Below are 23,166 nucleotides of genomic sequence, written 5' to 3' on the forward strand. Positions count from 1 at the left end.
ACCATCATCCCGACGCGATTAAACGTAACGTTACCGATTATGCGAAACAAGACCTTGCGCCTTAGGCGTTACCCACCACCAGATCACCTCCAGCTTGTCGCCTCAAAATCTCCAAAGCGCTTCAGCTCTCAGGTGAATCCTTTGCCTGCGCATGCTGGCTGTTCGGCTGACTAGTTTCCGCATTTCGAAACGCCGAGCGAAATTCGCTGGGTTTGAGTCCGGTCTGCTTGCGAAAGAAACGGCTGAAGTATGCCGCGTCGTCGAACCCCAGGTCGCGGGCGATCTGCTGGATGTCGAGCGTGGTATACGCCAGCTGACGTTGTGCTTCGCGAACGACTCGCTCGTTGATGATCGCAGTCGGTGATTCACCCAGACCTTCGCGGGTGGCTCGGCCCAGTGTGGCTGGCGTGATTCCCAGCGCTTCGGCGTACAGACCAAGCGGCCAATGCTGTCTGAAATGCGTGTCGACCAACGCGCGAAACTGAATCAGCAGCTGGGACCGCCTGCCATTGGCTGGGCGAGCTATCGGCACTGGCTGTTCCAGCCGGACGACATGTACGAGCAGCGCGAGCAACAATGCGTGCCCGGCGGCGACATTGCCGCGTTCCTGACTGTGCGCTTCCGCCTGGATCAGCTGGATCAGCGGCCATATCGGCTCTTCGCCGTCTGCATCCCACGGCAGCGGCACCACTGCCGGACGTTGCATCAAGGCCAGCAGGTCGCTGGACAAAATCCGCGCCATCGACTCCAGCGGTCGCTGTGCTGCCGTGATGACCGGCCCGTCGGTTTCGGGACTGTAGCGAAAGGCATGCACGGTGCGCTGCGGCAGCAGGATCAGGCACGGCGCACCGAAGCCCATGCGGCTGTTCTCCAGGGAAACTTCGCCCTCGCCACTTCGTACATAGACGATCTGCAACAGTGAGTCATGCTGATGCGGCTTGATTTCGCGCTGATGCATGTCGCCGCGTTCGTTGATCCATTCCAGATGCAACAGGTCCTGCCATACGGGCAATGCAGCCTGGCCGTACAAGGCGTAGTTGGGAATGCGTTTGCTCATGAATTCCTGCCGTGGTGCCGGTATCCGGCGCGGAAAAAAATGCACTAATCGTCCTAGTGGTTGTTCAGTCTGTCATACGTCTTTGACGTTAAATGTAACCATCTGTGTTGCAGCGTGACGGCCGCGCCCTCTCCCGCCTCTGGCCCACGCCCCAAAAAACGAACTCTATGAATATGCCAACCTGGCGCGAATGGCTGTTTTCGGCCAAGGCGCTGCTTGCCGCCCTGCTTGCGCTGTACATCGCTCTGGCGATACCGCTGGAAAACCCTTACTGGGCCATGGCCTCGGTTTACGTCGTGTCGCATCCGTTGTCCGGGGCGACACGTTCGAAGGCGATCTATCGCGCGCTGGGCACGCTGCTCGGTGCAGCCGCATCGGTCGTGCTTCTGCCGACGTTAGCTCAGCAACCGGTGATGCTGAGCCTGGCGATCTCGTTGTGGATCGGCGCCCTGCTCTTTCTCTCATTGCTGGACCGCTCGCCACGCAGTTACATCTTTCTACTCGCCGCCTATACGGTGCCGCTGATCAGTCTCGCCGAGGTCAATCACCCATCGACCATCTTCGATGTCGCCCTGGCGCGTTCCGAGGAGATTCTGCTCGGTATCGTCTGCGCCAGCGTGGTAAACGCCGTGCTGTTTCCCAGCCGCATCGCGCCGACCCTCGCGGCGAAGATGCACCTGCTGCTGCGCGATGGGCGCGGTGCCGTCAGCCGGATGCTCAATACCCAGCACCTGGGCGAAGCCGACCAACGTGCGCTGAATGCGCTGTTGGTGGATGTGATGGGGTTGGACGCAATGATCAGTCATCTGAGCCACGACAGCAGCAGTCATCTCTCCACCGTCCATGCTCGCGAATTTCGCGCGCGTATGGCGATGTTGATGCCGCAGCTGATCTCCACCGCGGACTCGCTGCACCGGCTTCAGGCTGAGCTACAGGGCTTGCTGCCGGAACTGGTGGATTACCTGCAGGAGGTGGATTGCTGGATTCAGTCCGATGCCGAGGCTGGGCACGGCGAGCATCTGCGCGAGCGCAGCCTGCAGCTGGCAGCCTGGCTGGGCGACAGCCATCCGGCGCACGCCCTGGCGATCGACAGCGGCCTGCGCCAGCTACGCGCGTTGATCGACCTGTGGCAGGACTGCCTCGACCTCTACCAGCAGTTCCATGAGGGCCATCCCGAGGCGGCACCGGCGCTGCGCTATCACGTACAGCAACTGGTCGGCGGGCCACGCCACTATGACTACGGCCTACTGGCATTCACCGCGGCTTCGGTAGCGCTGTCGGTGTTCTGCCTGAGCATGCTGTGGTTCGTTTCCGGTTGGGAGCACGGCTATAGCGGCGTTTTCATCGCCGCGGTGGCAGGCTGTTTCTTCGCCAGTCAGGACAATCCGGCGCCGTTCATCAAGTCGTTTCTGGTCGCCACGCTGATCTCCTCCACGGCCGCCGGCATCTACCTCTTCGCGTTGCTGCCCAATGTGCACGATTTCGGCAGCCTGGCCATCCTGCTCGCCGTGCCGCTGCTGTTGCTCGGCACCCTCGCCGGTCGACCGCAACACGCCGGGACAGTGATCGTGATTGCGGTGCAGACGATCTCCAACATCACCCTTCAGGACAGCTACCGCGCCGATTTCCAGCTGTTTGCCGACATCGCTCTGTCCACTGCGCTGGGCGTGCTCTTCGCCTTCGTCTGGGCTCGCCTGACCCGGCCGTTCGGTACGCTCTGGGCTGCGCGGCGATTGGTACGCCACGGCTGGCTGAGCCTGGCGGCGCTGGCAGACCTGCGACGTTGGCGCAACGAAGCCGATGATGCCTCGAGTTTCATCGACCGTATCGCCCAGCTGCTACCACGCCTGGCTCAGCTGGATGACGATCGTCTGGCGCTGAATGACGCCACGCGCGAGCTGCGCGTCGGTTTTCGCCTGCTGGAACTGCGTGAACTGCGGCCGGCACCCGCCATCGAGCAGAAGCTGGAGCCGGTGCTGGGCATGATCCGCGCGCATTTCCTTGCCTGCGCCACCGCGCGTAGCCAACTGCCGACACCGGAGCCCTTACACGACGCCCTCGAGGCCGCATTGCAGGATCTGCAGCGCGATGCTTCGCCCAGCGCACACCGGGCGGCCCAGGTGGTGCACGGCTTGCGGCTGGCGCTTTTCGCCGACGCATCGGCCAGCGTGCGTGCCGCACCGGGAGGCCCGCCACCCGCAGCCGGCCTCTCCCCCGCTGGAGCGCACGCATGACCGGTCACCTCGATGTGTACGGCGTCTATGTGCCGGTCCTGCTGGTTGCCATGCTGGCCGCCTATGGCATCAAGAGCCTGCTCGCCACCGTGCTGCAGCGTACAGGCTTCTACCGCTGGGTCTGGCATCCGCCGCTGTTCAACCTCGCCCTGTACATCATCGTGCTCGGGGCCCTGTTCAATCTCCTTCCCCGGATGTGAATCGTGAAGAAATGGATACCCGCCGCCGGCTCGGTGCTGCTGACCCTGCTGGCGGTCGTCATCGCCGTCGTCGTCAGCCTGCACCTGTGGGATTACTACATGGAGGCGCCCTGGACCCGCGACGGCCACGTGCACGCCGACATCATTCAGGTCGCACCGGATGTTTCCGGGCTGGTGACCGAACTGCACGTGCGCGACAACCAGAAGGTCAACCGCGGCCAGGTGCTGTTCGTGATCGACCGGGCACGCTTCGAACTGGCGGTCGACGAAGCCCGCGCCACAGTGCTCGAACGCCGCGCGCAGCTGGACCAGGCGCAACGCGAAGCCAGGCGTAATCGGGTGCTGAAAGACCTGATCGCCGCGGAAACCGTCGAGATCGGCGACACCCAGGTCAAGCGCGCCGCTGCTGCCCTGGCCACGGCTGAGGCCGCCCTCGGCGTGGCGCGTCTGGATCTCGAACGCACCACCGTGCTCAGCCCGGTGGATGGCTATCTCGGCGACCAGACGATGCGCGTGGGCGATTACGTGAAAACCGGTACACCGGTGCTGTCGATCGTCGATACCGATTCACTGCGCGTCGAAGGCTACTTCGAAGAAACCAAGCTGCACGCCATCGAGATCGGGCAGCCGGTGGACATCCACATCATGGGCGAAGCGCAGCATCTGCGTGGCCATGTGCAGAGCATCGCCGCAGGCATCGAGGATCGCGACCGTGTGCGCGGCAATTCGCTGCTGCCCAATATCGACCCAAGCTTCAACTGGGTGCGCCTGGCGCAGCGAATTCCGGTTCGCGTTGTGCTGGACGACGGCCAGCAGAGCGACATCCGCCTGGTGGTCGGCCGTACGGCGACGCTGTCCGTGCTGCCGTGGTCGTGCGACACATCGGCGACGGTCAGCCGATGAGTCGCGCGGCATACGCACTGCCGTTCGCGCTGACTGCGCTGCTCGCCGCATGCAGCGCGGTGGGCCCGGACTACCGCGTGCCAGACCAAGCCGTGGCCTTGCAGGCCGCTGCGCAGAAACCCTTCGATCTGGCCGGCAACGAGCGGGTCGAACAGGCGCCGCTGCCGGACGACTGGTGGCAGCTCTATGACGACCCGACGCTCGATCAGCTGGTGAGTGAAGCCCTGATCGGCAATGCCGACCTGCGCCAGGCCTATCACAACCTGCGTCGCGCCTATGAAGGCTTCCAGATGGCGCACCACGCGCAGGAGGTCGTGGTCGGCGGCAACGGCTCGGTTGCACGCGGCCAGCTGTCCAGCGAAGCCCTGGCCCTGGAGGAAAAGCTTCCAGTGATGAACCTCGCCGACGCCGGCCTCAGCATTGGTTACCAGCTCGATCTGTTCGGTCAGCTGCATCGCGCCGCGGAAGCTGCGGGGGCCGATGCCGACGTCAGTGCGGCGCTGCTCGACACGGCCCGCATAACTGCAGTGGCCGGGGTGGTACGCAGCTACATGACGGCCTGTCATGCCAGCGAGGAACTGACGATAGCGAAGCATTCACTGGCGATTCAGCAGCAACAGCTGGATGTCGCCGAGCGTCTGTTCGAAGGTGGTCGTGGCAACGAAGTCGATGTGGCCCGCGCCCACGCCCAGCTGGAGGCTCTGCGTGCCGAGCTGCCGCCATTCGAATCGAAGAAGGCGGCCGCGTTGTATCAGCTCGCCGCCCTGCTCGGCCGCACGCCCGGAGCCCTTCCCGAGACGGTTACCGCCTGCAGTCACGCACCTCAGCTGCGCCAGGCGATGCCGTTGGGTGATGGCACAGCCCTGCTCAAGCGCCGCCCGGACATCCGGGCGGCCGAGCGCGCACTCGCCTCCGCTACGGCACAGATCGGCGTCGCCACGGCGATGATGTATCCGCAGGTCAGTCTCGGCGCTGCGGCCGGTTACACCGGAATGCTCGAACACCTCGGTAATCCGGTAACCCGCCGCTGGGAATTCGGCCCGTCGATCGGCTGGCATTTTCCGACTCGGGTCGATCGCGCGCGCGTTCGCGCCACCGAGGCCGGAGCCGCTGCCGCCCTCGCCCGCTTCGACGGAGTTGTGCTCGACGCACTGCGGGAAACCCAGACCCTGCTCACGCACTACTCTCACGACCTGCATCGTGACCAAGCGCTGCGCGAAGCGCGCGATGCCGCGCGAGACGCCGCAGACCACACGCGCCGTCTGTATCAGGAAGGACGACTGGCCTATCTCGACAGCCTCGACGCCGAGCGCACCCTCGCAACGGCCGAAGCCGCCCTGGCGGCGTCCCAAGCCCAACTGTCGCAAGACCAGGTGAACCTGTTCCTCGCGCTGGGCGGCGGCTGGCAAGGCACGCAAACCGCATCGGCGCACGCTGAAAATCCATCGCCGGGCGTGCCTGGCCAATAACCCACAGAGGCCTTACTCGATGGACATGCTGCAAGCGATGCGGGTATTCGTCCGGGTAGTCGACGCCGGCAGCTTCACCGCCGCGGCGAAGCTGGCCGACACGTCCACCGCGCAGGTTTCCCGCCTGGTGGCGGAGCTGGAGAACCACCTCCACGCGCGCCTGCTCAACCGCACCACGCGGCGTTTGGCGCTGACCGAGGTCGGCGCACGTTTTCTCGAACGATCGCGCGAGATCCTGGCTCAGCTGGACCAGGCACAGGAGGAAGCCTGCGGGGCCCATCTGACCCCGCGCGGGCGCCTGCGGGTGCACTCTACGACCGGTCTGGGCATCCAGCTGCTGGCGGGACTGGCGGGTAGATACGGTGAGCGCTATCCCGACGTCAGCCTCGACCTGACCCTTTCGCAACATCAGCCCGACCTGCTGGAAGCGGGCCTCGACGTCATCATCACCCTTTCCCGCGAGCTGCCTGATTCGGAGCTGATCGCCCAGCGGCTGGGCGAGGTTGGCAACGTTGTCTGCGCGGCGCCCGGTTATCTCGAGCAGCATGGCGTGCCGCGGCGGCCGAGCGACCTGCAGCGGCACCGCTGTCTGCGCTTGGCAGACCCGGTATTCGCAGATGAATGGCGCTTCTTCGCAGATGGTATCGAGGACGTGATTCGCCCTGGCGAAGCGTTCAAGGTCAACGTTGCTGAGGCCATGGCCAGCGCAGCAGAAGCCGGCATGGGTATCTGCCTGCTGCCCGACTATGTCGCTGCTCCGGCCCTGCAGCGCGGAGCACTGCTGCGCCTGTTGCCCCGCTATCGCCTGCAGGAAAAGCAGATCCACGCGCTCTACCCGTCCCGGCGGTTTCTCGACGCGAAGATCAAGACCTGGGTCGACTTTCTCGCCCTGGAGCTGCCACGCGCATTCGCCAGCTATCACGGCATCCTGCAGAACCCGGCGCATTGGGCCTGAACGATTGTTGCGCGGCGGGTAAAGGTGCTTCACCGCTGGCGCGGTTTTTCCCCTTCTGGTCGCCCACTAAAATCCACGGGTGGCAACGGACGCTAGAAGCAGTCCGCTCCTTCTTCGGTCGAGTGCTCCTTCGATCGGCCGTCCTGCCACCTTTTGGCTGCTTTCCCTCGTGGCAGCCTCGTTTATTTCCCGACGCCTGCCATCCTGCGGGCGCTGCATGCAAAGAAATGCCTGCCCTCGCCGTCACAACGATCTGGGCGAGCAGGCGCTCTGGAGGTTATCTGTGAACAAACTGATCTGGATTGCCGGCCTGGCCCTCAGTGCCCAGTTGGCGTATGCCGCCGATGAACCCAAGGCCTATCAATATGGCGACAAACTCGACATCGCCAAGGTCATATCCATGGAGGTACCTGCCGGCGGCTGCGAGGTCGTGACGGCCCGGATGACCTATGTGGACTCCAAGGGCGAAACCCACGAAACGACGTACCTGCGCCAAGGGCCTGACTGCCACGATTTCTAGGGCGGCGCGGGCCGGTGCGTTTAGGCGTACGCCGATGACGGCGTGTCACAACGTGGTGCACGCTTGTGTTCGGCGAGCGCGCCAAACGGTTTAGAAAAGCGGTTTCTGAAAGAGCCAGAACGGTTTCGGCTGTTTTACGGTCCGAGCCCAAGGTACCCATCACATTCAGGACCGCATGACCATTCCGCTTTCAACCTGCCGCACAGCGTGCCCGGACCCATCCGGCCGGCCTTTCGCTACCCGACCAGTTCGCCACTCGCTCCTGACGGCAATCGTCGCAGTGGCGTTGCTCGGTCTTGCCGGTTGTGGAACCCAGCAGCCGACGACTCCGGCGCCCAAGCCGGAAGAAGTCCGGGCCAGGATCGCTCGCCTGATCCCCGCCAACATTCCCGATCGTCAGGGTTGGGCTCGGGACATCTACACAGCCTTCGATGCGCTGGATATTCCGCCGAACGATGAAAATATCTGCTCGGTGTTGGCCGTGACGGTGCAGGAATCGACATTCCAGGCGACCCCGCCCGTGCCCGGCCTGGCGAAGATCGCGCGAGAGGAAATCTACCGTCGTGCCGGCCGCCTGCACGTCCCGCGGTTCGTGGTGGATGCGGCGCTGGACGTGAAGTCGCCCAACGGCAAGACCTATAGCCAGCGTCTCGCGGCCGTGCGCACCGAAGAGCAGTTGAGTGCGATCTTCGATGACTTCCTCGACATCATGCCGCTCGGCAAGCAGTTGTTCGGCACGCTCAACCCGGTCAAGACCGGCGGCCCGATGCAGGTCAGCATCGCCTTTGCCGAAGACCGCAGATGGACCTACCCCTATGAACGGGAAGGCTCGATCCGCGACGAAGTCTTCACGCGCCGCGGTGGCATGTATTTCGGCATCGCCCACCTGCTCGACTACCCGACCAGCTATCGCGAGCCGCTGTACCGCTTCGCCGACTTCAATGCCGGCTGGTACGCCAGTCGCAACGCCGCGTTTCAGGCCGCGGTGAGCCGTGCAAGTGGCATCAAGCTGGCTCTCGACGGCGACCTGATCATTCACGGCAGCAGCAAGGCTGGCCAGACCGAGCGTGCAGTTCGCGCGCTGGCAGGCAAGCTGGAAATGAGCGATACGTCGATTCGCAACGCACTGGAGCGCGGTGACACCCATGGTTTCGAGAAAACCGACCTCTATGAAAAGGTCTTCGCACTGGCCGAAAAGCGTGCGGGTAAGCCGTTGCCTCGGGCGGTGCTGCCGGGAATCCGGCTGGAAAGCCCGAAGATCACCCGCAACCTGACTACCGCCTGGTTCGCCAACCGGGTCAATGACCGCCACCTCGCGTGCATGAAGCGCGCCCGCAACTAGCGAAAGCCTGCATGGCCGGCGACTGCTGCATGGCACCACACTGAAATTGTCACTGGCCCAGGCCGTAGCGCGCATAACGAACGCTACGGCAACCGATCTTGCGGAACGTAGCGCGGCCGTCTGACGGCCGCATCAGCGCGGCTCAGCGCTGGGTTATGGACGTGCTGTTGCCAGTGCCGTTCTGGATGATGGCGGCGCTCGGCGGCGCGGCGAATTCCGTCAGTTGATTGAGCACGGCGACGTTGGCATCGCCGGTCTGGCTGATCGAAGCGGTGCCATAGGCGGCATGTTGCACCACATCGATCTCGTTGGCCGAACCGTTCTGCGCGATGTCGAGCACCGGGCCGTCGAAACTCTGGTCAATGTTGACGCGATTGTCGTTGCCGGCCGAGGTCCCTCGAATCGTTCCGGTGCGCGTGCCCTGCCTCGCCGTCAGCTCGTTGCCGATTCCGTTCTGGGTAAAGCTGAAGTTGCTGAACCCCGCCCATTGCACCACTTGCGCACTGTTAGCGCTGCCGACCTGCGCCAGGTTGACCTCGCCCGTGTGGTAACGGCCACCCACCTGGGTAACCGCGGCCTCGTTGAAGGCGCCGTCCTGATCAACGGTGACTCCCCCGCCATAGGCGAACACGTTCTGGTCGATGGTGATCCGGTTGTCGCTGCCGACCTGCTGGGTAGTGGCGGTCGCAGCACCGTTCTGAGTGACTTCGGTGAGATTGTTCGTGCCGAATGTGCGACTTTCCAGCCCGTTGGCATAGAACAGCTGCTCGACCCGATGGATGTTGCGTGCGCCCTGCTGGTGGATGGTCGCTTGGGAGCCGTTACCGTCGGCCTGCACGACTTCGGCGACATTCTCATCTCCCAGCTGTACGACCGCCGCCGAATGCCCGAAGTTATAATCGCTTGCCTGATACACCGTCGCCTGGTTGCCCATCCCCCGCTGGTGGAGCTCCAACTGCGTGGGCTGCAGCGGGGTTTCGCCGCCGCCCTGCTCTACTCGCGAAAAGTTCGCATCCCCTTGCTGCAGCAATAAGGCCGAATTCGAGCCCCCACGCTGCTCGAGGATGACCTCGTTATCATTTCCGGTCTGGGTGGTTACGGCCTGTGCCGAGGCCAAGCCCGGCAACGAGCCGAGCAGGAAACAGGCGATAAGCGGTTTATGCGCGAACATGCGGGACACTCCTTTGAATATTGTTGTTGGCCGACATCATGCTGGCCTTGTCTGGCGCCTCCCTCACCATTACCGCTCCCCTGAACGGGCCGATTGTTTGCCCGGTGGCGCCACCCGACTATCGCCCTATCGGTGTAGACCGACTAGCGTTTAGACGGACGGCGACTTAAGCCGGCATGCCCAGACGCTCGCGCATCTGCGCGGTGATGGTCTGCCTGACCCGCGTCATATCCGCCCAGGGATCGTCGTCGCCCAGTTCCTGCAGGCGCTCCAGCAGATTGCGTACGGTCCAGAGATTGGCGCCCTTGAGGTCCGCCAGTTCTTCGCGGTGGATCGGCACGGAGACCGGCAGGCCCTCGCGGGCACGCACCGAGTAAGGCGCGACGGTGCTGGCGCCACGGCTGTTGCGCAGGTAGTCGATGAAGATGCGCCCAACCCGGTTCTTCGGCCCGCTTACGGCGGAAAAATGCGACGGCAGCAGCTTTGCCAGGTACTTGGCGATGGCCTGACTGAAGGCCTTCACCTCACTCCAGTCGTGTACCGGATCGAGCGGTACGACGATGTGGATGCCTTTGCCCCCGCTGGTCTTGAGGAACGAGGTCAGGCCGATCTCGTCCAGCAGCGTCTGGGTCAGCTGTGTGGCTTCGAGCATGCTCTTCCAGGGCAGCGCCGGGTCTGGGTCGAGGTCGAGCACGAAGCGATCCGGGTGCTCCAGTTCGGGCGCTACCGCATTCCAGCTATGTAACTCTATGGTGCCCATCTGCGCGGCGCCGACCAGCGCTTCGGTGCTGTCGATCACCAGTAACGCACCGTGCTTCGGGTCTAGCGCCGGGTCGAGTTGGGTGATGTGCGGGATGGCCAGTTTGTCGGCGTGCTTCTGGAAGAACAGCTCGCCGGTGATGCCCTCCGGGGCGCGCACCAGGGCCAGCGGGCGCGCTCGCAGCTGCGGCAGGACCCAGGGCGCGATCTGCGCGTAGAAGCGGGCCAGTTCGATCTTGGTGATCCCGCTGCTGGGGTCGATGACCCGCTCGGGACTGGATATCTTGATCCGCCCGCTGCCGATGGGGTCGGTCTGCCGCTGCTCGGCTTTGCTGCTACGACTGGCGGGCTTGGCTCGTTCATGGGTAATGGCGTCGGCGGGTTTGTCCGAGCGCAGGCCATGGAACACCGAATGGCGGACCACGCCTTGGCGGGTCATCTCCGCGTAGGCAACTTCGCACATCAGTTCGGGTTTGAGCCATTGCGCGCCGCGCACATCGGCAGCAGGTGCCGGCTTGGCCAAAGGGCTTTTGTCGGTTTCCAGCTTCTTCAATTGCTTGTGCAGGCTTTTCAGCGTGGCCTGATTGAAGCCAGTGCCGACCTTGCCTGCATAGAGCAGCTTTCCACTGTCGTCATGCAGCCCAAGTAACAGCGCGCCGAACCCGGTGCGCGTGCCCTTGGGCTCGGTGTAGCCGACGATGATGAATTCCTGCCGGTTGCTGCACTTGATCTTGACCCAGCTGCTGCTGCGCCTGGAGGTATAGGAGCTGCCCGCTCGCTTGCCGATCAGGCCTTCGAGCTTCATCTGGCAGGCACTTTCCAGAATGCTGTCCGGCTGCTCGGTGAAATCCTCGGAGAAACGCAGCAATGCACTGTCGCTGCCTTCCACCACTTCACGCAACGCCGCGCGACGCTGTTCCAGCGGCACATCGCGCAGGTCCATGCCGTTCAGATAGGGCACGTCGAACAGGTAATAAAGAATGCTTCCACTGCGTCCGGCTTCGAACGCGTTCTGCAATGCCTGGAAGTCCGGAGCGCCCTCCTCGTTCGGCACCACCACTTCGCCGTCGAGCCAGCCGGATTCGAGCCCGAGTCCGGCAAGCGCGGCGGCCTGCTGCGGCATCTTCGCCGTCCAGTCATGGCCGTTGCGGGTGAACAGCGCGACCTTGCCGGCGTCGATACGGGCGAGCATGCGGTAGCCGTCGAACTTGATCTCGTAGCGCCAGTCGCCGCTCGGCACGGCGTCCACCAGCGTCGCCAGCTGCGGCTTGAAGGTCTCCGGCAATTCGGCCGGGACGGCCCCTTCCAGCTTTACCGCGTCGCTCTGCCTGCGTGGCGCCCGCTTTTTTGCCGGCGCCTTTACTGGCTTGGCCGGCGCTTCCGCAACGCGAGCCTTGGCCGCTCCGCGCTTGCGTGGGACCAGCGTGCGATCGCTGAGCACGCTGTTCGGCTCGGCGGTGACGACGTCGTACTCACCCTCCTCGCGCGCGGCCTCGTCACGGGACTTGATGAGGAACCACTGCTCCTTCTTGCCATCCATGTGGGTGCGCACCAGATTCCAGCTGCCGGCGAGCTTTTCGCCCTCGAGGCTGAACTTGAGCTTGCCCTTGCGATAGCCGTCTTGTGGATCACCCTGCGGTATCCACACGCCGCGATCCCAGACGATCACATCGCCCGCGCCGTAATGCCCGGCCGGAATGGAGCCCTCGAACGTGGCATATTCCAGCGGGTGATCCTCCACTTGCACTGCCAGCCGGCGCACGCTCGGGTCAAGGCTGGGGCCCTTGGGGATCGCCCAGCTCTTCAGCGTGCCATCCAGCTCCAGGCGAAAGTCGTAATGCAACCGCGTGGCGTCGTGCTTCTGGATGCAGTACTGCAGGCTCTGGACCTTGCGTGACCTGCCGCGCGCCTTACCCGACGGCTCGGGCGTGGCGGCAAAATCGCGCATGCGCTGGTATTCGTCGAGCGCCATGGCTGACCTCCGGCAATGTCCCGCGATTACTCGAGCTTGCCAGCGTCGGTGGAACTGTCGTCAGCCCCGCCGGGCGCCGAATGCCGGTTCGGGTCAGTGGATTTTTCCTCGCTTCCCGACTGCGGCGCCACCAGCCGGCCATCTTCGGTCACGGTGCGTCCCTGATCGTCCTGGCGGGTTTCGACTTCCTCCTGCGGCGTCGGGTCGCCCATGGGGCTCGGCCGTGAGCCGGTGTCGTCCCGCGGAGTACCAGCGGGAAACTGGGCCATGGCCGGTAGCGCAACCAGGCCGCTCAGGATCGCCGTGAGCATCGTTTTCTTCATCTCGGTTCTCCGCTAAGGACGACGTACTTAATTTGGTCATCCCCTACTGGTATGAAGTTCAGCAGGGACAGATCGAGCCGTCCGACGGGTTCCGACAAGCGGCACTGGCCGGAAACTGCCGTGTAGAGCAGTTGCCGGACTTAATCCGCCGGGTGGACAGATCGCCGCATTTACAACCGGACAAGCACTGCTACGGTTGAATGACGTCGGGAAAACCAGGGGTGCGCAGAGGCCGCTTTACTGCGCTCAAGTCACCTTCCTACATAGGGAGGATTTATGAATACGCGTCTTCCGCTGTTCAAGATCGAAGCGATCCTGCACACCTACCTTCGCCCATTCCAGTGCGAATGCCGCGACGATTCCGACAACTCACTCCGCGTGCGCCTCTTTCAGGAATCGCCGGACGAGGAACTGACCGTTCTCGGCATTTCCTACGATCAGTGCCGCGATGCCGCCAATCTGGTGCGTCTGGCGCAGGAACTGCGCATTGAAATGTGCGTCACGCGTAGCTCGCTGCCCGCCGAAGGCAAACAGCTCAGCCACGTCGAATGAGCCTCGCTTAGCGAGGCGTGCGGACGATCCGGCTGCTGGCGGTCTGGCCGCGCGCCATGTATTTCAGGAATACGTCGTGGCCATAGCTGTGGCTGTGGGTGGCCTTCTGGCGGCCGAAGCGTTGCCAGGCGCGTTCATGGAGATAGAACACCAGGGTGTTGCACAGCGGCTCGATCAGCGCGACCGCCCCGCCGATCACCAGGCTCCCGGTGAGGGCATAGACGACGATGAACGCTGTCGCGAAATGCAGCACAGCGAAGGTCAGGGTTTTCAGTAGTGGGCGTTGTCTCATGGGCAGCTTCCACCAAGCGCGTGGCCGCGAGTGGTCACGCGCTTCGGCTCCAGTTGAAAGGATTCGCACCCGGCCGATCAACAGCCGGGCGCTCGGCGCAGGTGCTTAGCGCTTGGCCTCGACATGCGGCTCGGCCGCACGGGTGAGATAGGCTTGGGTCAGCTCGGCCAGGTGGTCGCGTAGCCAGTCGGCCATGGCCACCTCCTCCACCAGGATGCGCTCGCACACTTCCTTGGTCTGCATGTCACCGACCGCTTCGGCGGCGGCGATGAGGATCTTGTAGGAGGCGATCTCGAGGTTCTCGAACACGTAGCCCATCTGCGCGCCCTTGACGATCTCGTCGTTGACCATCATGCCGCCCATGGCCTGCCCCATCGCCATCATCTTGCCGCCCAGGTCCTTGAGGCCGGAGTAGGACTTGTCATAGCGCTGCAGGCAGCCTTCGATCAGCTTGGCCTGGTTCTGGGTTTCGCTGATGTGCTGTTCGATCCGCGCCTTGAGTTCGGGGTAGTGCTCTATGCGGCTGGCCTGCTTGTTCAGCATGGTTTCGGCCTGCGCCTCCATCGCGTGCGCATCGCGCAGCCATTCGATCAGGCGTTCGGTACGGACGTCATTGCCGGTCTGTGCACTCTGCATGGTTCAACTCCAATCGGGTCAGAAAATCGGGTCGTGCTCTGCAACCCGCTTGGAATTTGTGAAACATCCCGCCCATAGGAGTTCCGCCCACCCGTCTGGCGCACCTCTCGGCTGCACGCCCTGAACTTTCGCCGCTGGCTGTCTGTCTCTGCCCCAGACCTCTGGCCAACCGGAACGCCCGCTATCGAATTTCCAGCCTTTCTCCTGCAGTGGGATCACTACATCAGCCAGCCGGCACTGCGCACCATAGCCGCGGCGCTGTTCGTGGCGTTGGTCCTGAGTCTCTTCGGCCGGCTGCTGACCGCCCTGACGCTGCGCCTGGCGCGAGCCTTTCTGTTTACGCGGGAGCTGTCCGAGCAACTGGAAAAGCCCGTCCGGCTACTGTTGCCACTGGTGGGGGTGCAGGGCGTGTGGACGTCAGCGCCGAACGATCTGCATCTCATCGACGCGGCACGGCATGTCACCACGCTGCTGATAATCGCCACCCTCACGTGGCTGGTGATGCGCGTGCTGCGCGGCCTGCAACAGTTCATCCAGTTACGCAATCCGGTGGACGTGGTCGACAACCTTCGTGCCCGGCAGATTCAGACGCAATCGCGCGTGCTGCTGCGCACCCTGACCTTTTTTGTGCTGCTGATCGGTGCGGCGGCCATGCTGATGACCTTTCCCGGTGCCCGCCAGTTCGGTGCCAGCCTGCTGGCCTCGGCGGGCCTTGCCGGGCTGGCGGTGGGCTTTGCCGCGCGGCCGGTGCTGGCCAACCTCATCGCCGGCGTGCAGATCGCCATGACCCAGCCGATCCGCCTGGACGACGTGGTCATCGTCGAGAACGAATGGGGCCGCATCGAGGAAATCACCGGCACTTACGTCGTCGTGCGGATCTGGGATGACCGTCGGCTCATCGTGCCGTTGCAGCACTTTATCGAGAAACCGTTTCAGAACTGGACTCGTCGCAGCTCCAGCCTGATCGGCACGGTTTTCCTCTGGGCCGATTATTCGCTGCCGCTGGAGCCGCTGCGCGAGGAGCTGCGCCGGCTGTGCAAGGAAGTGCCCGAGCTGTGGGACGGCCGGGTCTGCGTACTGCAGGTCACCGACACCAGCGAGAAATCCATTCAGCTGCGGGCCCTGGTGAGTTCGCCGGATTCGTCGCGCAACTGGGACCTGCGCTGCCACATTCGCGAAAGCCTGCTGAGCTTCATCCAGCGGCAATACCCGCACTCGCTGCCGCAACTTCGCGCTGACCTCAGCGTCGGCCACAAGCAGCGGGTCGATACATCGCAGCCCGAGCATGTCGAACCGGAGCGCCAGCCACCGGTGTGACTAGTCGCCCTCGAGTCCCTCCAGCTTCTTCAGCAACTCGGCGTATTTAACCGGTAGCTGGGTGAGTCCGTGGCGCGCGGCCTGCTTGCGGATCGCGATACGGTCGCCTTCAAACTGCACCGTTTCGCTCACAACCACCTGTCGCTCGCCCCGCATCAGTGCATAGGCATAGCACTGGGTGCCGCCCTCATCCTCCTGATCATTGTCCGCAACGCCGGTATTCGACACGGCGAGGGTGGCGACGCTGGCGTTCAGCGCACCAATGGCCATCTCACGTGCGACCTCCTCGCTGGTCAGGCCGAATCTCTCGATGGTTTCGAAGTCCACCCCGAGCAGGCGGTTCTTTGCCTTGGGCGAATAGACCACGAAGCCGCTGTCGAGCACCTGGCCGCATCCCGGAATGTCGCCCATCAGCGAAGCCATCAAACCGCAGGTGCAGGACTCCGCGGTGGTCAGCGTGAGTTCCTCGCGTTGCAGAAAGTCAACGACTCGTTCGATCTCTTGCATGTTTTTTGCTCCGACCATTCCAGGTTCAACGCCTTCACGACTCTGTATTCGGAGCAAGTTGGCTGGTTGCGAGTTCCGGTAGCGGTAGTTGATCGGGTTTTCAAGAACTTCTACCGCGACGCCGGGTCTGGTTTCTGGTAGGGCCAGTGAAGCCCTACCTGCCTTCGCGGCAGCTCCGAACTAGATTTCAGCCTGGTCGTGTTCATGGTATGTGACGGTCATCAGATCGTTGCATAGGAGAAATATGCTCGTAGCTGGCGCCGGCACCTGGAACGCCGGGGCTCTGGGGAGATCGTGATGAGTATTGCCGCTGTGAACGCCCTGCCTGTCGGACTGCCGAAGGCGAAACCCGCCGTACCCCTGGTTACTCGCCCTGCCCTGCAGATTCGTAGTAGCCACGATGACAAACGAAAGATTCTGTTCGTCACCTCCGAGCTGACAGATCTGGTCAAGACCGGCGGGCTCGCCGACGTGTCGGCGGCACTGCCCCGGGCATTGGGCGCACGCCACGATGTGCGCGTGCTGATCCCCGGCTATTCGCAGGTAATCAACAGCGGTCACGCCATCCGCACGGTCGGCTCGCTGGGCGGCTATGCCGAGATTCCCGGCTGCCGCGTCGGCCGGATGGACATGCCCGACGGCCTGATCATCTATGTGCTGATCTGCCCGGAACTCTATGAGCGCGAAGGCTCGCCATACGGTGACGCCGATGGCAACGACTGGCCGGACAATCCGGTGCGTTTCGCTCGCCTCGGACTGGCCGCTGCGGAAATCGCCGCCGGTACCGCCTGCATCCGCTGGGCGCCCGAGCTGGTGCACGCCCACGACTGGCCAGCCGGTCTGGCGCCCGCCTACATGCACTGGCGCGGGTTGAACACGCCCAGCGTCTTCACCATTCATAACCTCGCCTACCAGGGCAACATCGACATGGCGCAGCGGCGCCTGCTGGGAATCCCCGCCGAGGCCTGCGACCCGGAGCGCATGGAGTTCTACGGCAAGCTGTCCCTGCTCAAGGCCGGGATCGCCTATGCCAACCGTGTGACCACGGTGAGCGCTACCTACGCCGAGGAAATCACCACGCCGGAATTCGGTTGTGGCATGGAAGGCTTCCTCAGCATGAAAGCCCGGCAGGGTCTGCTCAGTGGGCTGCTCAACGGCATCGACGAAAGCTGGGAGCCGGAAAGCGATCCCTATCTGGTGAAGGGTTTCAGCGCACGCAACTGGGAAGGCAAAGAGGCCAATGCCGCCTATATCCGCGATTCGTTCGGTCTCGAGCATTGCCATGCACCGCTGTTCGCCGTGGTCTCGCGCCTGGTGCACCAGAAGGGTGTCGACCTGACCCTCGACGTGGCCCATGCCATCGTCGAAGGCGGCGGCCAGCTGGCCATCCTTGGCCAGGGCGATCACCAGATCGAGCATCAGGTTCGCCAGCTCGCCGCCCAGTATCCCGGCCGCGTCGCGGCCCACATCGGCTTCAACGAAACGGATGCGCGCCGCCTGTTCGCCGGCAGCGATTTTCTGCTGATGCCGTCGCGCTACGAGCCGTGCGGCCTCAGCCAGATGTATGCCCAACGCTATGCCTCGCTGCCCGTTGCACGTCGTACGGGCGGGCTGGCCGACTCCATCGATGACGGCATCACCGGGTTCCTGTTCAACGAATCCAATGTCAGCAGCTACCGGCAGGCCGTCCAGCGGGCGCTGGCGATCCATCAGCATCCTCAGCTGCTGGCCGCCATGCGTTGCCGGGCGATGGGGGCCGGCTTTTTCTGGCGTCACGCCATCGAACCCTATGACGCGCTGTACCGGAAACTGCTCGGAGAGCGCCGCGAGGTTCGTCTTTTAATCTGAAGAGGTCGTTCAATGCAGAAGCAGCGTGCCCATATCGGGCATCACGGGCCAGAGTTGCTGGAAGACGGGACCACCCGCTTCCGACTCTGGGCGCCCGATGCGCAAAACGTCAGTCTGATCGTTGTAGGCGCACAAACGCTGCCGATGACCGCCACTGAAGAAGGCTGGTACAGCATCGATGCCCCTTACGGGGCCGGTACGCTCTACCGGTTTCTCATCGACGACGAACTGCATGTGCCCGACCCCGCCTCGCGGGCGCAGGCGGGTGACGTGCATGCGCCGAGCCTGGTGGTCGATACCCATGACAACTATCTGTGGCGCAACAGCAGCTGGCTCGGTCGTCCCTGGCACGAGACGGTGCTGTACGAAACCCATGTCGGTCTGTATGGCGGTTTCGCCGAGATGGAAAAGCACCTCGCCGGGCTTGCCGACCTCGGCGTGACGGCCATCGAGCTGATGCCGATCGCCGAGTTTCCCGGCGACCGCAACTGGGGTTACGACGGCGTTCTGCCCTACGCGCCGGAAGCGGCCTATGGCAGTCCGGAAGATCTAAAGCATCTGATCGATACCGCCCACGGCCTCGGCCTGATGGTGTTTCTCGATGTGGTCTACAACCACTTCGGCCCGGACGGCAATTACCTCGGCCGCTACGCCAAACACTTCTTCCGCCACGACCAGCAGACGCCCTGGGGCGATGGCATCGATTTCCGCCGCCGCGAAGTCCGCGACTTCTTCATCGACAACGCGCTGATGTGGCTGATGGACTACCGCTTCGACGGGCTGCGCTTCGATGCCGTGCATGCCATTCCCGACCGCAGCTTCCTCACCGAACTGGCCGAGCGCGTGCACGCCACCGTGGAACTTGGTCGCCATGTGCATCTGGTGCTGGAGAACGAGGACAATCGCGCCAGCCTGCTGACCCAGGGCTTCACCGCGCAGTGGAACGATGACGGCCACAATGTGCTGCATGCGCTGCTCACCGACGAAAGCCAGGGCTATTACGCCGACTATCACCAGGACGCGACCAGCAAACTGGCGCGCTTTCTTGGCGAAGGCTTTGTCTACCAGGGGCAGAACAACCGCCGTGGCGAATCCCGTGGCGAGCCCAGCGCGCACCTGTCACCGACCTCGTTCGTGCTGTTCCTGCAGAACCATGACCAGACCGGCAACCGCGCCTTTGGCGATCGCCTGGTTACGCTGGCCGATGCCGACGCGCTCAGGGCTGCCACCGCCGTCCTGCTGCTTTCCCCCATGGTCCCGCTGTTGTTCATGGGCGAGGAATGGGGCTCGCGACAACCTTTCCTGTTCTTCACCAGCCATCACGGCGAGCTGGCCGATGCAGTGCGTGAAGGCCGCCGCAACGAATTCGCCGAGTTTTCCGAGTTCGCCGACGAAGCCACCCGCGAGCGCATTCCCGATCCCAACGCCGTATCCACGTTTGAGCAGTCGCGGCCGGACTTCGGTGCGCAGACGCAACCGGGGCACGCCGAGTGGCATGCGCTGTACCGCCAGCTGCTGAGCATCCGCCATGCCGAGATCGTGCCGCGCCTGCCCGGTAGCGCCTTTCTCGGTTGCAGCGTGCTGGGCGATGCCGCTGTGCTTGCACGCTGGCAGCTGGGTGATGGCAGTCAGCTGCGCCTTGAGCTGAACCTAGGCGAACAAGCCGCTCTACTGCCCGCCTCGTCTAGCGCAGCGCAGCTGCTGTTCGCCAGCCGTGCGTTGGATGCCACGCCCGACCAATTGCCGCCTCGTATGGCCAAGCTGTATCTGGAGAAAGCCAAATGAGCGACGAATCCCTGATCCGCCTGGCGGAAGCCGCCGGGCTCTCCATCGACTGGGTCGATGCCGACAACCGCGAACAACGGGTCGAGCCGGCCGTACTGCGTGACGTACTGACCTGCCTCGGGCTGGCGGCGGAAACCGATGCAGATATCGAAGCCAGCCTCGAAATTCTCGCGCACAAGAACAACCACGGCGGCGTGCCGCCGCTGCTGACCTGCGATCAGCACGCTGTACTGGACCTTTCCGCCTACTTTCCGGCGGCCAGTCGTTTCGAGTTGCAGGCAGAAGATGGTGGCGTTCAGCAGGGCACGCTCGACAACCAGGCGCGCCTGCCCGCCATCGACACGCCCGGCTACTACCGGCTGACCATCGACAAGTATCAGCTGACCGTGGCTATCGCCCCGCTCTCCTGCCCCACAGTCGCCGAGATCGCCGGGGCGGACGCCTGGGGCCTGACGGTGCAGCTATACGGGCTGCGCCGCGCGGACGATGGTGGCCTGGGCGACACCCAGGCACTGGAGGCGCTGGTCAGCAACGCCGCTGCCCACGGAGCCGATGCGCTTGGAATCAGTCCAGTGCACGCCATGTTCGGCGCGCATATCGATCAGTACAGCCCTTACTCACCGTCGAGCCGGCTGTTCTTCAACGTGCTGCACGCCGCGCCGGGTTCGATCCTTGGTGAGCGGCCGTTGCGCCAAGCGATCGAGACTTGCGGGTTAGGTGAGGAATTGAAACGGCTCGAGCGCCTGGAGCTGATCGACTGGCCGGCCGTGGCGCAATCGCGGCATCGCCTGTTGCGGCAGCTGTTCGACGACTTCAGCAAGGGCGGCAACGCCCTGCAGGTGGATTTCGACAGCTTCCGCGCGAGCGGTGGCGAGGCGTTGGAAAACCACTGCCGCTTCGAAGCCCTGCACACTCATCTGCGGGACGCACAGGGCCACACGCAGCACTGGAACGACTGGCCAAGCGAATACCGCGATCCCTCCAGCCCGGCCGTTGTGGCCTTTGCCCGCGAACATGCCGATGAGGTGAGTTACCACGCCTTTGGCCAGTGGTTGATGGCCCGCGGCCTGGAACGTGCCCAGGTCGCCGCGCGCAGCGCCGGTATGCGCATCGGGTTGATTTCCGACCTCGCCGTTGGCGCCGATGGCGGCGGCAGTCAGGCCTGGAGCCGCCAGGCCGAGCTGTTGGCATCGCTGAGTGTTGGCGCGCCGCCGGACATCATGAATCGCGACGGCCAGAACTGGGGCATTTCCGCTTTCTCGCCCTGGGGCCTGCGGCAGAACGGCTTTCGCGCCTATATCGAAATGCTGCGGGCCAACCTCGCCCACGCCGGCGGCATGCGTATCGACCACGTGCTTGGCCTGAAGCGTCTCTGGGTCGTGCCCGCCGGTGCCGACCCGAAGCGCGGCGTGTACCTCAACTTCCCCTTCGACGACATGCTGCGCCTGCTCTGCCTCGAGGCCTGGCGCCACCAGGCGGTGATCCTCGGCGAGGATCTGGGCACCATTCCCCACGGCCTGCGTGACGTACTCGCGGCGCGGGGAATCCTCGGTATGCGGGTGCTGCTCTTCGAACAGCACGACGGCCATTTCCAGACGCCTGCCCAGTACCCGGCGCAGGCGCTGGCAACCAGTACCACCCACGATATCCCGACCCTGACGGGCTGGTGGCACGGTCACGATATCGACTGGCGCATCAAGGTCGGCCAGGTGCCCGAATCGGACCGTGATGCCCAGTGGCAAGCGCGTGAGAAAGAACGCGCAGGGCTGAATCGCGCATTGTGCGAGTACAGCGGCAAGAACCCGGACGTGCTGCTGAACGCCGAGGAGGCGGTCGATGCCGCCATCTGCTTCCTGGCGCACACCCCCGCGCCGCTGGTACTGGTTCCGGTGGAAGATGCGCTCGGTCTGGAAGAACAGACCAACATGCCGGGCATTGTCGAAACCCATCCCAACTGGCGTCGCCGGTATCCCGGCGACAGTGCAACATTGCTCGACAGCCCGGCCAGTAGCCGTCGGCTGGCGTCCTTTGCGCAGGCCCGTCGTAACCATCGTGGAGCTGCGCATCGATGAAAGACCTAACCGCAACCCTGAGACTGCAGTTTCACCGCGACTTCACCCTCGACGACGCTACCGCGCTGGTCGACTACTTCGCGGAACTCGGCATCAGCCACATCTATGCCTCGCCCCTGCTGACCGCCCGCCCCGGCTCCATGCACGGTTACGACGTGATCGATCCGACGCGCATCAACCCGGAGCTGGGCGGCGAGCCTGCCCTGCACCGCCTCGTCGACGCCCTGCGCGGCAAGGGCATGGGGCTCATCCTCGACATCGTCTCCAACCACATGGCGGTCGGTGGCTCGGGCAACGCCTGGTGGCTGGACGTACTCGAGTGGGGCCGCCGCAGCCCGTACGCGCAGTTCTTCGACATCGAATGGAATTCGCCGGACCCCCTGCTCGAAGGCCAGTTGTTGGTGCCCTTCCTTGGCAGCGACTACGGCGAGGCGCTGCAGCAGGGCACCGTGAAGCTGCGCCTGGACGTTGATAACGGCTCGCTGTACGCCGAGCATTACGAGCACCGTTTTCCGATCACCCCGCCGAGCTACGGCGAGGTGTTGCGTGCCGCCGATCATCCGCAGCTGCGCACCCTGGCACAGCATTTCGATGCGCTGAAGACCGAGCCCGCGCCATACCAGGCCGCTCGCCTGCTGCGAACCGAGCTTGCCGAGCAGCTGCAGGACGCCAGCACCCGCCAGGCGCTGGAGCAGGCGCTCAACTGCTACGACTCCACTACCGATGACGGCTTCCGCCGCCTGCACAGCCTGCTGGAACGTCAGAACTATCGGCTGGCCAGCTGGCGGACCGCGGGTGACGACATCAACTGGCGGCGCTTCTTCGACATCAATGAGCTGGGCGGTCTGCGCGTCGAGCGTCCGGTGGTGTTCGAGGAAACCCACGCCAAGATTTTCGAGCTGATCGGCGATGGCCTGGTCGACGGTCTGCGCATCGACCATATCGACGGGCTAGCCGACCCGCGCGGTTATTGCCGCCGCCTGCGCCGGCGTGTCGATCGGCTGAATGCCGGGCGCCCGCAGGACGCGGTGCAGGATCACGTGCCGATCTACGTCGAGAAAATTCTCGCCGGCGGCGAGCGGCTGCATGACGACTGGGGTGTTGACGGCACCACCGGTTACGAATTCATGAATCAGGTGTCGCTGCTGCAACATGACCCGGCTGGCGAATCACTTCTGTGCTCCTTGTGGAGCGAGACCAGCGGACGCACCACGGATTTCATTGAAGAGGCTCGCCAGGCTCGCCAGCTGGT

The 23,166-nt window shown here is 63.9% G+C and carries 20 protein-coding genes; 13 read left to right on the forward strand and 7 right to left on the reverse strand.

From position 1 onward, the window contains the following. Positions 1-121 precede the first annotated feature (121 nt). On the reverse strand, positions 122-1,057 hold the full coding sequence (locus tag LO50_RS16640; protein WP_044315682.1) for a helix-turn-helix domain-containing protein: 936 nt from the start codon (positions 1,055-1,057) through the stop codon (positions 122-124). Between the two features lie 167 nt (positions 1,058-1,224). Between LO50_RS16640 and LO50_RS16645 the strand changes: the two genes are divergently transcribed. The 7 genes from LO50_RS16645 (at position 1,225) to LO50_RS16675 (ending at position 8,680) form a co-directional block, all read left to right on the forward strand. Then, positions 1,225-3,291 carry an FUSC family protein gene (locus tag LO50_RS16645; protein ID WP_044315683.1) on the forward strand — a complete coding sequence of 689 codons (2,067 nt, stop codon included), beginning with the start codon at positions 1,225-1,227 and terminating at the stop codon, positions 3,289-3,291. Further along, on the forward strand, positions 3,288-3,491 hold the full coding sequence (locus tag LO50_RS16650) for a DUF1656 domain-containing protein (RefSeq protein WP_014820227.1): 204 nt from the start codon (positions 3,288-3,290) through the stop codon (positions 3,489-3,491). Before LO50_RS16645 ends, LO50_RS16650 begins: the two co-directional genes overlap by 4 nt. A gap of 3 nt (positions 3,492-3,494) precedes the next feature. Further along, positions 3,495-4,394 (forward strand): efflux RND transporter periplasmic adaptor subunit, encoded by a 900-nt coding sequence (locus tag LO50_RS16655; RefSeq protein ID WP_044315684.1) that lies wholly within the window; start codon positions 3,495-3,497, stop codon positions 4,392-4,394. Next, complete coding sequence (locus LO50_RS16660; RefSeq protein ID WP_044315697.1) at positions 4,391-5,863, forward strand: efflux transporter outer membrane subunit; 1,473 nt, start codon at positions 4,391-4,393, stop codon at positions 5,861-5,863. The genes LO50_RS16655 and LO50_RS16660 overlap by 4 nt, the downstream gene beginning before the upstream one ends. A 19-nt stretch (positions 5,864-5,882) precedes the next feature. Next, positions 5,883-6,818 carry a LysR family transcriptional regulator gene (locus LO50_RS16665; protein ID WP_044315685.1) on the forward strand — a complete coding sequence of 312 codons (936 nt, stop codon included), beginning with the start codon at positions 5,883-5,885 and terminating at the stop codon, positions 6,816-6,818. Positions 6,819-7,101: 283 nt separating this feature from the next. Beyond that, positions 7,102-7,338, forward strand: coding sequence for a DUF2790 domain-containing protein (locus LO50_RS16670; protein ID WP_041013788.1), 237 nt, complete (start codon positions 7,102-7,104; stop codon positions 7,336-7,338). Between the two features lie 175 nt (positions 7,339-7,513). Beyond that, positions 7,514-8,680 (forward strand): DUF1615 domain-containing protein, encoded by a 1,167-nt coding sequence (locus LO50_RS16675; protein ID WP_044315686.1) that lies wholly within the window; start codon positions 7,514-7,516, stop codon positions 8,678-8,680. 142 nt (positions 8,681-8,822) lie between these two features. Here LO50_RS16675 and LO50_RS16680 read toward each other — a convergent pair whose 3' ends face one another. The 3 genes from LO50_RS16680 to LO50_RS16690 all read right to left on the reverse strand — a co-directional run bounded on the left by LO50_RS16680 (position 8,823) and on the right by LO50_RS16690 (position 12,905). Continuing rightward, positions 8,823-9,851 (reverse strand): curlin associated repeat-containing protein, encoded by a 1,029-nt coding sequence (locus LO50_RS16680; protein ID WP_044315687.1) that lies wholly within the window; start codon positions 9,849-9,851, stop codon positions 8,823-8,825. 166 nt (positions 9,852-10,017) lie between these two features. Continuing rightward, positions 10,018-12,582, reverse strand: a complete 2,565-nt coding sequence (gene ligD / locus LO50_RS16685) for a DNA ligase D (protein ID WP_044315688.1) — start codon at positions 12,580-12,582, stop codon at positions 10,018-10,020. A 26-nt stretch (positions 12,583-12,608) separates the two neighbouring features. Further along, positions 12,609-12,905, reverse strand: a complete 297-nt coding sequence (locus LO50_RS16690) for a hypothetical protein (RefSeq protein ID WP_044315689.1) — start codon at positions 12,903-12,905, stop codon at positions 12,609-12,611. Between the two features lie 276 nt (positions 12,906-13,181). Between LO50_RS16690 and LO50_RS16695 the strand changes: the two genes are divergently transcribed. Next, entirely contained in the window at positions 13,182-13,457 is a 276-nt protein-coding gene (locus LO50_RS16695; RefSeq protein WP_014820219.1) for a DUF1652 domain-containing protein, read from the forward strand. 7 nt (positions 13,458-13,464) lie between these two features. Here LO50_RS16695 and LO50_RS16700 read toward each other — a convergent pair whose 3' ends face one another. Continuing rightward, positions 13,465-13,749, reverse strand: a complete 285-nt coding sequence (locus LO50_RS16700) for a DUF2061 domain-containing protein (RefSeq protein WP_014820218.1) — start codon at positions 13,747-13,749, stop codon at positions 13,465-13,467. 105 nt (positions 13,750-13,854) lie between these two features. Continuing rightward, entirely contained in the window at positions 13,855-14,385 is a 531-nt protein-coding gene (locus LO50_RS16705; protein WP_044315690.1) for a ferritin-like domain-containing protein, read from the reverse strand. A gap of 204 nt (positions 14,386-14,589) precedes the next feature. Between LO50_RS16705 and LO50_RS16710 the strand changes: the two genes are divergently transcribed. Next, positions 14,590-15,702 carry a mechanosensitive ion channel family protein gene (locus LO50_RS16710; RefSeq protein WP_044315691.1) on the forward strand — a complete coding sequence of 371 codons (1,113 nt, stop codon included), beginning with the start codon at positions 14,590-14,592 and terminating at the stop codon, positions 15,700-15,702. Here LO50_RS16710 and LO50_RS16715 read toward each other — a convergent pair whose 3' ends face one another. Then, entirely contained in the window at positions 15,703-16,209 is a 507-nt protein-coding gene (locus LO50_RS16715) for a CinA family protein (protein WP_044315692.1), read from the reverse strand. 297 nt (positions 16,210-16,506) lie between these two features. Here LO50_RS16715 and glgA point away from each other — a divergent pair, with 297 nt between their 5' ends. The 4 genes from glgA to LO50_RS16735 form a co-directional block, all read left to right on the forward strand. Further along, positions 16,507-18,057, forward strand: a complete 1,551-nt coding sequence (glgA, locus tag LO50_RS16720; RefSeq protein ID WP_044315693.1) for a glycogen synthase GlgA — start codon at positions 16,507-16,509, stop codon at positions 18,055-18,057. Positions 18,058-18,069: 12 nt separating this feature from the next. Then, on the forward strand, positions 18,070-19,842 hold the full coding sequence (gene treZ / locus LO50_RS16725; RefSeq protein WP_044315694.1) for a malto-oligosyltrehalose trehalohydrolase: 1,773 nt from the start codon (positions 18,070-18,072) through the stop codon (positions 19,840-19,842). Next, positions 19,839-21,914 carry a 4-alpha-glucanotransferase gene (malQ, locus tag LO50_RS16730; RefSeq protein WP_044315695.1) on the forward strand — a complete coding sequence of 692 codons (2,076 nt, stop codon included), beginning with the start codon at positions 19,839-19,841 and terminating at the stop codon, positions 21,912-21,914. The genes treZ and malQ overlap by 4 nt, the downstream gene beginning before the upstream one ends. Beyond that, positions 21,911-23,166: alpha-amylase family glycosyl hydrolase (locus tag LO50_RS16735; protein WP_044315696.1), on the forward strand; the 1,256-nt coding region annotated here is incomplete at its 3' end. The genes malQ and LO50_RS16735, both read left to right, overlap by 4 nt.

It is taken from the genome of Stutzerimonas stutzeri (assembly GCF_000935215.1).
Classification (GTDB): Bacteria; Pseudomonadota; Gammaproteobacteria; order Pseudomonadales; family Pseudomonadaceae; genus Stutzerimonas.

Coding starts and splice junctions, on each gene's coding strand:
- LO50_RS16680 (WP_044315687.1), bottom strand. CDS start 9,851: ATGTTCGCGCATAAACCGCTTATCGCCTGTTTCCTGCTCGGCTCGTTG.
- LO50_RS16645 (WP_044315683.1), top strand. CDS start 1,225: ATGAATATGCCAACCTGGCGCGAATGGCTGTTTTCGGCCAAGGCGCTG.
- LO50_RS16715 (WP_044315692.1), bottom strand. CDS start 16,209: ATGCAAGAGATCGAACGAGTCGTTGACTTTCTGCAACGCGAGGAACTC.
- LO50_RS16660 (WP_044315697.1), top strand. CDS start 4,391: ATGAGTCGCGCGGCATACGCACTGCCGTTCGCGCTGACTGCGCTGCTC.
- LO50_RS16700 (WP_014820218.1), bottom strand. CDS start 13,749: ATGAGACAACGCCCACTACTGAAAACCCTGACCTTCGCTGTGCTGCAT.
- LO50_RS16640 (WP_044315682.1), bottom strand. CDS start 1,057: ATGAGCAAACGCATTCCCAACTACGCCTTGTACGGCCAGGCTGCATTG.
- ligD (WP_044315688.1), bottom strand. CDS start 12,582: ATGGCGCTCGACGAATACCAGCGCATGCGCGATTTTGCCGCCACGCCC.
- LO50_RS16650 (WP_014820227.1), top strand. CDS start 3,288: ATGACCGGTCACCTCGATGTGTACGGCGTCTATGTGCCGGTCCTGCTG.
- treZ (WP_044315694.1), top strand. CDS start 18,070: ATGCAGAAGCAGCGTGCCCATATCGGGCATCACGGGCCAGAGTTGCTG.
- LO50_RS16705 (WP_044315690.1), bottom strand. CDS start 14,385: ATGCAGAGTGCACAGACCGGCAATGACGTCCGTACCGAACGCCTGATC.
- malQ (WP_044315695.1), top strand. CDS start 19,839: ATGAGCGACGAATCCCTGATCCGCCTGGCGGAAGCCGCCGGGCTCTCC.
- LO50_RS16665 (WP_044315685.1), top strand. CDS start 5,883: ATGGACATGCTGCAAGCGATGCGGGTATTCGTCCGGGTAGTCGACGCC.
- glgA (WP_044315693.1), top strand. CDS start 16,507: ATGAGTATTGCCGCTGTGAACGCCCTGCCTGTCGGACTGCCGAAGGCG.
- LO50_RS16695 (WP_014820219.1), top strand. CDS start 13,182: ATGAATACGCGTCTTCCGCTGTTCAAGATCGAAGCGATCCTGCACACC.
- LO50_RS16690 (WP_044315689.1), bottom strand. CDS start 12,905: ATGAAGAAAACGATGCTCACGGCGATCCTGAGCGGCCTGGTTGCGCTA.
- LO50_RS16675 (WP_044315686.1), top strand. CDS start 7,514: ATGACCATTCCGCTTTCAACCTGCCGCACAGCGTGCCCGGACCCATCC.